Annotated in this window: 12 protein-coding genes and 1 pseudogene; all 13 read left to right on the top strand. The window is 35.4% G+C overall.

Annotated features, from left to right (window positions below):
- The first annotated feature begins 50 nt into the window (after positions 1-50).
- The 13 genes and pseudogenes from J7R13_RS09530 to J7R13_RS03395 all read left to right on the top strand — a co-directional run bounded on the left by J7R13_RS09530 (position 51) and on the right by J7R13_RS03395 (position 12116).
- A complete protein-coding gene (locus J7R13_RS09530; protein WP_246786263.1) occupies positions 51-236 on the top strand; it encodes a glycoside hydrolase family 3 N-terminal domain-containing protein in 186 nt (61 codons plus the stop codon).
- A gap of 410 nt (positions 237-646) precedes the next feature.
- The gene (gene tatA, locus J7R13_RS03450) at positions 647-958 is read left to right on the top strand and encodes a twin-arginine translocase TatA/TatE family subunit (RefSeq protein WP_208437486.1); all 312 of its coding nucleotides are present in this window, start codon (positions 647-649) and stop codon (positions 956-958) included.
- Between the two features lie 57 nt (positions 959-1015).
- Positions 1016-1414: a Sec-independent protein translocase protein TatB gene (tatB, locus tag J7R13_RS03445; protein ID WP_208437485.1), complete on the top strand. Its 399-nt coding sequence runs from the start codon at positions 1016-1018 to the stop codon at positions 1412-1414.
- Positions 1411-2193 carry a twin-arginine translocase subunit TatC gene (gene tatC, locus J7R13_RS03440; protein WP_208437484.1) on the top strand — a complete coding sequence of 261 codons (783 nt, stop codon included), beginning with the start codon at positions 1411-1413 and terminating at the stop codon, positions 2191-2193. Before tatB ends, tatC begins: the two co-directional genes overlap by 4 nt.
- Positions 2194-2253: 60 nt before the next feature.
- Complete coding sequence (gene serS / locus J7R13_RS03435; protein ID WP_208437483.1) at positions 2254-3531, top strand: serine--tRNA ligase; 1278 nt, start codon at positions 2254-2256, stop codon at positions 3529-3531.
- Positions 3532-3659: 128 nt separating this feature from the next.
- Positions 3660-4319, top strand: coding sequence for a protein-L-isoaspartate(D-aspartate) O-methyltransferase (locus J7R13_RS03430; RefSeq protein ID WP_208437482.1), 660 nt, complete (start codon positions 3660-3662; stop codon positions 4317-4319).
- A 164-nt stretch (positions 4320-4483) separates the two neighbouring features.
- Positions 4484-5662 carry a M23 family metallopeptidase gene (locus J7R13_RS03425; protein ID WP_208437481.1) on the top strand — a complete coding sequence of 393 codons (1179 nt, stop codon included), beginning with the start codon at positions 4484-4486 and terminating at the stop codon, positions 5660-5662.
- Positions 5663-6086: 424 nt separating this feature from the next.
- Positions 6087-6539 (top strand): preprotein translocase subunit YajC, encoded by a 453-nt coding sequence (gene yajC, locus J7R13_RS03420; RefSeq protein WP_208437480.1) that lies wholly within the window; start codon positions 6087-6089, stop codon positions 6537-6539.
- Between the two features lie 480 nt (positions 6540-7019).
- A complete protein-coding gene (locus J7R13_RS03415; protein WP_208437479.1) occupies positions 7020-7406 on the top strand; it encodes an Mth938-like domain-containing protein in 387 nt (128 codons plus the stop codon).
- A gap of 429 nt (positions 7407-7835) precedes the next feature.
- The gene (locus tag J7R13_RS09910) at positions 7836-8000 is read left to right on the top strand and encodes an HNH/ENDO VII family nuclease (RefSeq protein ID WP_425523224.1); all 165 of its coding nucleotides are present in this window, start codon (positions 7836-7838) and stop codon (positions 7998-8000) included.
- Between the two features lie 121 nt (positions 8001-8121).
- A pseudogene (locus tag J7R13_RS03405) lies at positions 8122-8540 on the top strand (SMI1/KNR4 family protein).
- Between the two features lie 125 nt (positions 8541-8665).
- The gene (locus J7R13_RS03400; RefSeq protein WP_208437477.1) at positions 8666-9133 is read left to right on the top strand and encodes an SMI1/KNR4 family protein; all 468 of its coding nucleotides are present in this window, start codon (positions 8666-8668) and stop codon (positions 9131-9133) included.
- Between the two features lie 283 nt (positions 9134-9416).
- Positions 9417-12116 (top strand): DUF6990 domain-containing protein, encoded by a 2700-nt coding sequence (locus J7R13_RS03395; RefSeq protein ID WP_208437476.1) that lies wholly within the window; start codon positions 9417-9419, stop codon positions 12114-12116.
- Positions 12117-12130: the final 14 nt, after the last annotated feature.

Raw genomic sequence — 12130 nt, 5'->3', positions numbered from 1 at the left:
AAGTACGATTTTATGCCTTTTAAAAATTTGGTTGATTTATCAGCTGTGCAATGATTGCGCATATTGTTGTTTATGAAGCGATTGATGATACAGTTTCTGTAACCTTGTCTAAGGGAGCTATCGAGAATATTATCCGTAAGAAGATAGGCTTTAACAGGCTTTTAACGTCAGATGATGTATCAATGAAAGTTCTCAGGGATTATGTTTTCGGAAAATTTCTCAGATTTAACACGTAAAGTTTTTTGCATCAGGTTGTGATATTATCTTGCACTTAACGGTAATTTACAAGAGAGGTGCGCGATTGCACGGATGGTACTGTTTTTAAAAGGTAAAGTTTGGAACATACGCATAGTGCTTACAGGAGGATTTCGTAACCCGACAAACCAGATAAATCTGCTTTAAGAAAAGAGTTTTCAAGCATTTTGAATTTAGTTTGAAGCGGTTTATTATTTTTAACGTATTTGCGTTTATTATAATACGCTAAGTAAAAGGAAAAAGAGGTTAAAAAGCCAGCTTACAATAAAAAACATACGATTGCCTCTAACTTGGGAAGAAAATATACAAGTAAAACTCCATTATATTTGATATATTTCTCAGAGTAAACATGAAAAAATGAAATCAAATTGAAAAGCAATGAGAGAGAGTAATGGGTAATATTTTTTCACCAACGCATTTAATTATAATTTTATTGATTATCCTTGTGCTTTTTGGGCGTGGCAAGGTTTCTGAATTAATGGGTGATGTTGCTAAGGGGATTAAAACTTTCAAAAAGAGTATGAAAGAAGAAGAGGAGGGTATCGAGAATAAGTTTGAAATGATTGATACTTCCAAAACAATTGATATTGAACCTCAACAATCTGAACCGTTATCGGTGAAGCGTTCATCAGCACGCAAAAAAAAAACTTCTTCTTCTAAAGGGGGGAAGGCATCTGTTGTCAAAAAAAAGCATGTGAAATGATAAAGACGCAATCATAATAGTACATTATTTTTTTAATGAGAAAGTTGAGTATAAACGATGCTTGGGATTGATGGGCCAGAGTTTCTTGTGATCTTACTTGTTCTCATCGTCGTTGTTGGACCAAAAGATTTACCTAAAATGCTAAAGACGATAGCAAAAGCAATGGGGTATGTACGTTCAACGGCAAATGAATTTCGTCGCCAGTTTGATGACGCAATGAGACAAGTCGAGCTTGATGATTTACAAAAGACATTATCAGATAATCCCATTCATGGTGTGGTGGAGGATATCCACTATAATTTTGATATAGAGACAACACATCATAAATCAGAGAAAGAGAAAGAAATTTTGCAATATGATCAGAACAAAGCGAATGAAGATTTAACCTTATCTGTAGATCCTAAGGATTCTGGGAACATCCCTCTAGTTTCTAAAGAGAGAGAAGATGTGTCATGAATGTTAAGAAAGACGAAGTTGATGCCAATATGGCACCACTTTTAGAACATTTGATTGAACTCCGTCAGCGAATTATTTCTGCTCTGTTCGCATTTTTGATAGCTTTTATTCTGTGTTTTCTTGTCAAAGATTATATTTTAAATTTTTTAATATGGCCTTATCAATGGGCAATGAAAATATCAGGCGGTAATCCTGAGAGTATTCGTCTGCAATCAACGCAAGTATGGGAAACTTTTTTAACGAAAATGAAACTTGCTGCTTTTGGAGCGGTTATTTTATCCTTTCCCTATACAGCTTTTCAATTTTATAGCTTTATAGCACCAGGACTTTATAAAAATGAACGCATGGCTTTTTTACCATTTCTCATTGGTGGACCGATTTTATTTTGTATTGGAGGGGCATTTGTTTACGCTCTGTTAGCACCAATAATGCTTTGGTTTAGTCTTTCTCAGCAATTTCTCCCAGATGTCCATTTAAGAATAGAGTTTATAGTCCGTATTGCCGATTATTTAAGTTTTATGACATCATTTATTCTGATTTTTGGTTTGATTTTTCAATTACCTCTTGTGACTAGTCTTTTAACGAAAGTTGGACTTTTAACTTTTCATGATTTGGTATCTAAGCGAAAGTGGGCTATCCTCACCTCTTTTATAATTGCAGCGATAGTAACCCCATCAGATTTTTTTACTATGTTTGCAGTAGCCTTACCAACGATAGCTCTTTATGAGATCTCCATTTTAATCGCTTACTGTATAGAAAAAAGAAAAAAATCCTCTTAAGAGGAGTGTATATCTTGTGTAATAGGAAACGAATAAAAACGATGAAAATGAGGAATTTTGATGCTAGATATTAAGTGGATTCGTGAACACCCTAAGAAATTAGATGAAGCGCTGGAGAATCGAGGTATTGAGCCGCAAGCGGAAAGATTAATAAAACTTGATCTTGAGCGTCGCTCGCATGTTGCTAAAGTACAATCAGCACAGGAGCGTCGCAATGCGGCTTCAAAAGAAATAGGACAGGCTTTAGCTGCGTGTGATCAGAAAAAGACTGAGCGTCTTAGAGCTGAGGTTGAAGAGATTAAAACTTTTCTTTCTTCTGCTACAGTGGAGGAAAAGCGGTTGACTGAAAGTTTTGAGAAAGCTCTTTCAGAACTCCCGAATATTCCATTGGATGATGTTCCCAAAGGCAAAGATGAAAGCGACAATGTTGTTATTCGACATTTTGGTACTCCCCCAACATTTGATTTTACAGCAAAGGAGCATTTTGATCTTGGTCAAAATCTCAAAAAGATGGATTTTGAGCGCGCAAGTCGTTTATCAGGGACACGCTTTACAGTACTTTCAGGGGCATTGGCACGGCTTGAACGTGCATTGGGCCAATTTATGCTTGATGTACATGTTGAGGAGCATGGTTATACAGAGATGTCGGTACCTCTTCTCGTTCGTGAGGAGATTGTTTACGGAGCGGCTCAATTGCCGAAATTTGCTGATGATCTTTTTCAAACAACAGATGGGCGATGGCTTATTTCTACAGCCGAAGTACCGTTAACAAATTTGGTAAACAATGAAATTCTTGAGATATCAGATTTACCACTGCGATTTTCTTCTTTAACTCCCTGTTTTCGTTCGGAGGCGGGAGCTGCAGGCCGTGATACGCGCGGCATGTTGCGTCAGCATCAGTTTTGGAAGGTAGAAATGGTATCAATTACCACTGAAGAACAGTCTTTAATGGAACTGGAACGTATGACAGAATGTGCAGAAGATGTATTGAAGCGTCTTGGTTTGCCTTTTCGTACAGTGGTTCTTTCTACGGGTGATATGGGATTCGCAGCACGTAAAACTTATGACATTGAAGTTTGGCTCCCAGGTCAAGGATGTTATCGTGAAATTTCCAGCTGTTCAGTTTGTGGAGATTTTCAGGGGCGACGTATGAATGCACGGTATCGTAAAGAAGGTGATAAAGCATTACATTTCGTTCATAGTCTTAACGGTTCTGGTACAGCTATTGGACGTTGCCTTATCGCTATTCTTGAGAATTATCAGCAAGCTGATGGATCAATTATTGTTCCAGATGTTTTACAACCCTATATGAAAGGCATACGTTGTATTACTGCTTAATTTTGCAAAAGGATAACCGGTATGTTTTTTTTATTGAAAGATGATGCTGTACAAATGCAAGATTTTGCATTTTTAAATGAGTTATATCTACGACAAAGGGGCTATTTCATTGGAGAACAAATGATACTATGGGGCAAAAGGGTATTTTACGATTTCGTGAGGAATTAGCCAGCCTTGTGCTTAAAATGCGTAGCAAAGGAATTGATGATGTTCGCTTTTTTTCGGCATTCGAGAAAATTCCGCGTCAGCAATTCGTTGCTGTTCCTTGGATCAACAGTGCTTATGATAATAAAGTTATTCCTATTGAATGTGGTGAATATATTGAGCGTTTGGAAGAGCAACTCTTGATTCTTTCTGCGTTATCGTTGAAAAAAAAGCATCGTGTTTTAGAAATTGGTACAGGATCTGGTTTTTGTACTGCTCTTATGGCGTGTTTGAGTGACCGTGTGACAACAGTTGATCGTTATAAAACACTTGTTGATTTGGCACGCCAGAGATTTCAAAGTTTGGGACTTGAAAATATTGTTGTACGGCAAATTGATGGAAGTTGTACTGTTACAGGTTTGGGATCATTTGATCGTATTCTTATTTGGCCATCACGTTCTGATGAACCAAAGGAATTTTTAGAACTTCTAGCTGAAAATGGAATTCTCATTCAAGCTATAGGGCCTGATGAAGGGGTACAAAAAGTGTCGCGCTATACGAAAATTGGCAGTCGATTTGAGTGTTTAGAAATGTTTCAAGTACGTTATCAGCCTTTTATTAAAGGCATTGCGGAAATACTTTAACTTTTTAGATTTTAAGGTACTGCGCAAGTTATTCTATTTTTTATGATAAATTCATTTTGATCTTATTATAAAGATATTTATGAATAAAATATCTAATTTTAACTCTTAGGTAATATTAGAAAGCTTTAATAGAGTGAGTTGAGTGTTGACGAGTGAGCAAAACTATGTGTTTAAAAGTTTTGGGTAATATTTTCCGGCATAATTTTCAGAGAATGGCTTTTCTAACGATGATAGCGGTTTTTGCAGGGTGTAGTTCCGGCACACAGCGCTTCTCTAATGTTTTTTCTCATCGTGGGGTATCTACTGGTTCAAATATGACTACGACTATGCCTGCAAATCCGCAAATGCTATCGTATGATGGCATGATACAAAGCGCTGAATTGCCACCTGTGGATCCGAGTGATGATTCATGGACCGATGACAATATTTCGTACACTAATTCTTTACAACAAGGTGGGATACCTTCTCCGGATAGTCGAGTTATGGGGACACCGCCACGCAATCTTGGAACACTTTCCCGTTCACAAGTGTATAATTCTCCTATTTTTCGGCGAAACTCTTATATTGTTCAAAGTGGGGATACACTGTTAAGCATTGCACAGCAAATAGGGGTCAGTGTTGAGGCATTAAAATTAGCAAATGGTATAGGCAGTAATTCCATTTATATTGGTCAGGTACTGATGATCCCAAGTAGGCGTACAATGGCAGCTTCAAATGCTCACAGTGATAATTGGGGATCATCAACAAAGGATTCTTCATTCCGGTCTCAAGTTACGTCTTCCATAAAACACAAGAAGGCTCCACCTATATATAAAACTCCTGTAACAATTGTCCCTTCTACAAAAATGAACAGATCAAATATTGAGAAGAATTCTTCCAGACAGATGACCCAATTGAGCCATCAAACTGGTTTACCAGATGCTATTACGAATACAGATAATATCATTACTCCGCAAACCACAGGAATTTCTAAAATGCGTTGGCCAGTACGAGGGCGTTTGTTGAGTCAGTTTGGTCAGAAAAAAGGAACAGCAACTAATCGAGGAATAGACATTGCTGTGCCTGAAGGCTCATCGGTAAAAGCTGCGGAAAATGGTGTCGTTATCTATGCGAGTGATGGGTTAAAAGAGCTTGGTAATGTTGTTATGATTCGACACGAAGACAATGTTATTACTATTTATGGATGTAACAGTAAGCTTGTTGTTAATAAGGGACAACGGATACGACGTGGTGATGAGATTGCTAAATCGGGTGTTTCAGGAAATGTTAAAACGCCACGTGTTTATTTTGAAGTACGTAAGAATTCGTTACCTGTTGATCCGATAAAATATTTAGAAAACTAATTTATAATGACTTGATTTTGAAAGTCTATAGTTGACTTGGATTTCAAGCAAAACAATCAATTTGCTTAAATTAAGAATATCGCAGTGAAAAAGATCATATATTTGAGAAGAGTTATCAGTAAGGTGCGTTGGAAGGGAAAGCAAATTATTTTGTATCATTAATTTTTCCAGTTAATTTTAATGCGCATATTTATGATATGTAAAAAGGAACATAAATCTGTTTTTCAAAAGTTTTTTCTCATTGCCTTCTGTTTCTTAAGGATTTATTTCCTTTCTATAAAGTTGTGATTACATTGTGTAGTTATCGCTTTGTATGAGAGCCTTTCTGTCTGTATGATAGATTTCTGGGAAGGCTTTTTTCTGAGCGGAAAGTTTATTTTAGAAGAGTGGAAAATACCTGAAGTTTAACCTATAGGAGATAAAAATGTTTATTACTAACGCTTATGCTCAAGTTGCAGGTGGTGTTTCCAGCGGGACCTCATTTGTTAGCTATGTCCCGTTCATTTTGATTTTAGCAATTATGTATTTTTTTATGATTCGCCCACAACGTGTGCAAATGAAAAAGCGGCAGGAGATGCTTGATGCTGTGCGTCGTGGTGATACAGTGATAACGGGTGGTGGTATAATTGGCAAGGTAACGAAAGTTTACGATGAGAGTGGTGAACTAGAGGTGGAAATTGGTGATGATATTCGTGTTCGTGTTATCCGCTCAACATTAGCTGATGTGCGCGTTAAAGGCGAACCTATTTCAGAAAAAAAATCAAAACTTAATGCTAGAACAAAAGTACCACAAAAATCTAAATCTAAAACTACAACGAAGGAAAGTGTGAGTGCATCCAAGGAGAAGAAAACTATATCAAAGGAAAAAGAATCTTAAAGTATAATTGCAGCTTATCACGTTCTTTTACAACATATTTTTATAAAAATAGGTATTTTGTGTAAAAGATATTGCGTTGTAGAGGTAGTTATCATAGTCGATAAAGAACATAGTATTTTATTTATTTTCTGCAGACTATTAAAAAAAATATATATTTTGGAGTATCACAGCGAATTTCCTTATCCTTTAAATAATATCATTATTTTGTATGGCAGAATTCTCTTATTTTTAAGTGAATAGGGTGGGGCAGTTTTTTCTTTTCGAGATAGATCTACTTAAACAAACATAGCATTTAACTGCGGCTTACTGCAAACTTTTTATATAATTGTTGTATTACTAGGGCAGTATTTTGTATAAAAGATTTTGCATCAATATTGCTATACGGGTTATGGTTAATACATAAATATTCAAGCTTTTTTCTGGTTTTTAAGAGAGAGAAGAAAACGCAATTGGCTTTTCAAAAATAAAGGATACTTATTGATGTTTCATGCAATTCAAATTCGTGAAGCGCATTTTCCAGGGCGTGCACCTATTGATGCCTATGGAAATGGTGGTTTTCGTTTTGCTGATATGTCACACAAAGGTTCTATTATTTGTGTACCATCAGGTATTTATGGTATCGATATGATAGGCCCTCTCCCTACTCAAGAGAATATGTCTCGTGTTTTAGAAGAAGCATCTGAAATTGAAATTTTTCTCATAGGAACTGGAGTTGAATTGTTGCGATTACCCGAAGAGTTACGGATACTCTTATGGGAAAAGCGTATTTCATCAGATACAATGAGTACGGGGGCAGCAGTGCGTACATTTAATGTTTTGTTAGCTGAGGATCGGGCAGTTGCTGCGTTATTGTTTGCGGTGGAATGACAGTTTATTCAATAAAATCAATATATTGATATAACATAAAGAAATTATATGATTATTAAATATTGTTACTTTCTTTAATCACTTCAAAACGAATCTTTTATAATCAATACATCTTATGTAAAAGGATCTCATACTGTTATATTATCTATTTAGTAAAAAAGTGTTTTAAGTTGTGATATTGTTTAGCTTAAGTTCGCTGTGCCTGTTGTTGCTAATTTTTGAATTGCATTTCTGATTTTTTTTATATCTGCTGGAGACAAATATTATAAAATAAGAGCTGATTTTATTACGAATGAATGTTTCAAGTTTGATAAGAAAAATTTTATCAAAAAAGTTATCTATTTGATTTTTTCTATGAAGAAAGAAGAGAAAAAGTGATAGGAGAAAATATTGGCAGAATCCTATCAAAAAGAGCTTCTGTTGGCTCTCATGGCAGATCTGTTACATCACATGCTTCTAATACAAGCTAGTCCTATAGCAGAGGTTAGCCAGTCATTTCATCAAAAATATACTTCGGTTATTCATATTTATCCTAAAACACAAAAATTACTTATTGATAGAGATATGTTTGAGAGGCGGATACCTAAATATTAGAAGAAACGCGCTAAGATTATAGAATGAAAGGTGAACTAAAAAAACAACAATTTATGGAGAACAAATTATGAAAACTTAAGCTTTAGCTGATGTTGCAGAATTAGTTGACAAATATAGTGATATATTAACTTTGGAACTGCAGAGGATGCAGCTGATGATATATGGATAAAGAAAGCTGAGGAAACCTTAGATTTACAATTCACATCATCATATAAGAGTTTTTTTAAAATTACGGAGTAAGGGAAATTAGTTTGAAAGAATTTTAGCATTTATAGTGTGGATTTTGAAACTGTTTATGGTGTTGATATTGTTTATAACCGCTTAACAGAGATAAAACATAGTTTGGCAAAACCACAACAGCTTGTTGTGAGTAGAACTGATTTTGGTGAGACATTTTACTTTGATTACTCTCAGTGTTAAGATGGTGAATGCTCACTCTATTTTGAGGTAATATCTGGAGATCCCCTTTATTATGCAAGTAATTGTTATGAATTTCTCTGTAAAAAGATTATGGATAATCTAGGATATTTTTTTGTGTAATATTTTCATTTTCAAAGTGTAAACACTAAGCCGGCATTTTTCTCTTATTTTTTAATTACTAACATTGCTATTGTCGGAAACAAGCTAGAACGTATAAAGAATAGTGATTTAATGGGGGATAATTCATGAAAAATTTTATGTTATCTGACATGGAAAAATTAATTGATAAGTATAGCGACGATATTAATTTTGGTCCAACGATTGATGATATACAGATTAAAAAGGCTGAAGAAACTATCGGCTTACAATTTACATCTTCTTACAAAAATTTTCTGAAAAACTATGGAATTTCAGAAATTGGTTGTGATGAAATATTGACCGTTTATTGGGATTGTGTAAGTGATCCTGCTGCTTGTATTCCTGCTGGTGATATTGTTTATAACCACTTAACAGATATAAAAAAAGGTTTTGCTAGACCACAACAGCTTATTGTGTGTGAAAATACTTTTTGTGAGATACTCTATTTTGATTATTCTCAATTTAGAGATGATGAATGCCCACTCTATTTCAGATTCCCATCTGGAGCTTCATATTATTACGCAAGTAATTTTTATGAATTTTTATATAAAAGAATTAAGGTTAATTTTGAATAACTTTCTTTATTAGTAGTTTTACTTTTAGATCTTACTGATAAGTTATCATTTTTCTCTTGTTCTCAAAAGTTATTATTATTCATTCAGTTTTTAAGACAAAAAAGGAAACACAAGGAGCATGCGGATAAATATTATGAAGATTTCATAAAGTTTAAAAACGTGAAAAAGAGCTCAACAATTTTTTAAAATATTGCGCTGAAAAAGCAGTTAAATAAGAAATGGGGGAAGATCAATCGGCAAGAACTCTTCCATCAATTAGTCCGTTGGAGAGTGGAAGTGCATCATGATGCAGACCAAAGACGTAACAAAAATTTTAAAAAAACTTGGTTGGATGCTATATCGTGATGATATTGGTAATCATCATGCTTGTTATGATTTATCTGATCGCTTTGTGGATATTGGTTACGAGGTCAAGTATGAATGGAGAGATAGAAAGCTTATTCTTGAAGCAAATCTCACCATTTTTCCCTATTTCCTTGCTTGGGAATATGTTAGAGGTCAGAAATTTTCTTCTGAAAGTTCCCTATTTTCCAAAAATAGGGTGTTCGATGTCAAAATTCGAGATCTTTCTCAAAGTCGTATCGAGGCATCTTTAGACAAAGTAATCGCGTGGGCAAAAACACAAGATATTGAACAAAAATTATATCAGGAAGCTACCAATGGTTCTGCCAAGAGTTCCACTATTGCAAAGGCTGTGCTCGGCGATATAGAGACTTTAAAGAGTTATAAGCCTACTCCAAAATTGGATGTACCAGAATTTTCTGATTATAAAACAACAACATGGGTTGAACGTATCCTTCTTTTTGCGCGAGCCTATAAAAATAGGGAATTGGATGATATTCTGGCACGCAAAATGCCTCAAAAACAACTAATGAGCTTAACAGCTGCAACCAATATTTTTAAGAGTCATGGTTGGTTTGCAAAGGAACCTGGCAAAATGTGGTTAGCTTTGCCTGATCGCTTCGTTAAATTTCATTTTAGGTTATGGAATCTCAATGATAAGCAAAATATCTATATTAATGCTATAACGTCTACAGAAGAGATTTCTAGGGCTTGCCGTTATATTCATTATGGCCGAGACTACAGATTCATACGACCTGAGAATATTTATCAAACTTTTAACAGCCTTGGAAATGGTCTTAATATTTGTCTTGATACGCTTACCGAGCGAGAACTCATCAAAATTTCCGAGCGGGTGATACAATGGGCACGTGCCCAGAATTTTGAAGCAGAGCTAAAAAGCAGAGCACCTATTCAAACATATCTCCAGGCCTCTAGCTCTTGCCAAAATATGATCTGGCATTTAGCTTGCTTAGCGTTGACAGGTAAAATTGAAGCACTAAAATCTTATCAAAATACTCTTGCTTCAGACAAAATTGCTCAATATTCTACAGACCGCTCTATGTTCAGTTGTGTTGATCGCGCTGTTGAATTTGCTGAAGAGCACCTTACGGTAAGTTATTCTCGCAAAAAAGCAAATTTAAGACAGCGTATAATATCTTATTTCATGTCATCGTCTTTGCTTCATCAGATGATGATAAAGCCTTTTTTTCCTATAACTAAAGCATTTTTACACGTGAACAGCTGGATTTGGACAAAAGCACCAATGGGATCTATTTTGAGTGTGCTACGGTTGTGGACGATAAAAAGTCAGAGTGAACAAAAGGTGGAGGGTGTGCGTATAGGGTCACAAGATTTAGTTGTCCTCAACACAATTACAGAACAATTAGAAACGATGGGTTGGACAATCTATTGCGATAAAGAATGCAACTATAATGCTTATTTTATAGGCAAAGACCGTCTCATTAACATAGTGTATCACTCTGACACTAAAGGGAAAAAGCCGATTATCATATTTAAGGCGTCGCTTTCAACACTAAGTTTCTCTACCGCTTATCGGGATATTTTTCCTACAAGATCTCAATATACATCAATCAAAGAGGCAGAAGATATATATACTGTATCATATATTTCTATAGATGAAAGCAAACTGAAGCAGATCTGTGAATGTATTTTGAACTGGGCTCATCAACAAAATGTGCAACAAGTCATCTCTGATTATGCTGCTTTACCTACAGACAGTGATATTGAACTTGTTGAGCGCCATCTTATAGCACTTGTGCTTATTGGAGATACTAAAAAGCTCAAATTTTATAAAGAGAGTTTTAGAACAGGAGATCATTTAGGTTTTGCGGTGGAAATCACAAAAGATCTCGTTAATCGTGTTCTTACTCTTACACGACGTTATCGTTTAGGTTTGTTGAAATCCGCTTCACTTTTAACCTTTGATTCTGAAACAGTACCTCTTAAAGCCAAAGAAGAGACTTTCTTAACTATGGAGAGCACAATAGCACTTTTTAAAAGCTTAGGCTGGTTGGTTCATGGAATAGAGGGAAAAGAAAACCTTTTGGCAATCTATCAATTGCCAGATCGCGAGGTACAAATTCTTTACAATGATGAAATCACGAAAGATTGTCCGGAATTTGATATTGGATTCTCGATTACTACGGGTATTCTTTCCTCTATTTGTAGGACAATTGATCCCATAAATTCTCAAAATTTGCCAGATCTACAGCTTTATTTTAATAAAAAAGGTTTGAAAATTGTCGAAGAAAAGATCAGTGCGAGCCGCTTAGAGTTAGAGCTTGATGATACTTTGGAGTGGGCAATGGAAAATATTGATATTCATAGATTATTTCGTTGTAGGTATGGTATACCACCTTGGAAAACGAGCAAAACCAGTGAGACGGATGATGTACATTATGGCTTACTTCATATTGGTGCACTGGCTTTATTGGGTGATGTTGAAACCTTACAATTTTATCACAGAAGTTTTGGAGGGGGTGATCATTTAGGCTTTGACGAGAGCATTCACCAGATTCATCTTGAATGCGCAGTGGTTTTGGCAAAAGAAATAGCAAAGGTGAAGCAACTCAGCTACGCTTTGATTGAGGAGATAGCAAAGAATTTTCTAACTAATTAGAACTTCTCATTGGG

Origin of the sequence: Bartonella taylorii 8TBB (genome assembly GCF_902825155.1) — a bacterium.
GTDB classification, from domain to species: domain Bacteria; phylum Pseudomonadota; class Alphaproteobacteria; order Rhizobiales; family Rhizobiaceae; genus Bartonella; species Bartonella taylorii_A.
Note: the sequence above shows the minus strand (reverse complement) of the source record. Positions and strands in the feature narration are given on the sequence as shown.

Bases quoted from the DNA above. Each gene is read 5' to 3' on its own strand.
- J7R13_RS09530 (WP_246786263.1), top strand. From the start codon at position 51: ATGATTGCGCATATTGTTGTTTATGAAGCGATTGATGATACAGTTTCT.
- tatA (WP_208437486.1), top strand. From the start codon at position 647: ATGGGTAATATTTTTTCACCAACGCATTTAATTATAATTTTATTGATT.
- tatB (WP_208437485.1), top strand. From the start codon at position 1,016: ATGCTTGGGATTGATGGGCCAGAGTTTCTTGTGATCTTACTTGTTCTC.
- tatC (WP_208437484.1), top strand. From the start codon at position 1,411: ATGAATGTTAAGAAAGACGAAGTTGATGCCAATATGGCACCACTTTTA.
- serS (WP_208437483.1), top strand. From the start codon at position 2,254: ATGCTAGATATTAAGTGGATTCGTGAACACCCTAAGAAATTAGATGAA.
- J7R13_RS03430 (WP_208437482.1), top strand. From the start codon at position 3,660: ATGGGGCAAAAGGGTATTTTACGATTTCGTGAGGAATTAGCCAGCCTT.
- J7R13_RS03425 (WP_208437481.1), top strand. From the start codon at position 4,484: ATGTGTTTAAAAGTTTTGGGTAATATTTTCCGGCATAATTTTCAGAGA.
- yajC (WP_208437480.1), top strand. From the start codon at position 6,087: ATGTTTATTACTAACGCTTATGCTCAAGTTGCAGGTGGTGTTTCCAGC.
- J7R13_RS03415 (WP_208437479.1), top strand. From the start codon at position 7,020: ATGTTTCATGCAATTCAAATTCGTGAAGCGCATTTTCCAGGGCGTGCA.
- J7R13_RS09910 (WP_425523224.1), top strand. From the start codon at position 7,836: ATGGCAGATCTGTTACATCACATGCTTCTAATACAAGCTAGTCCTATA.
- J7R13_RS03400 (WP_208437477.1), top strand. From the start codon at position 8,666: ATGAAAAATTTTATGTTATCTGACATGGAAAAATTAATTGATAAGTAT.
- J7R13_RS03395 (WP_208437476.1), top strand. From the start codon at position 9,417: ATGATGCAGACCAAAGACGTAACAAAAATTTTAAAAAAACTTGGTTGG.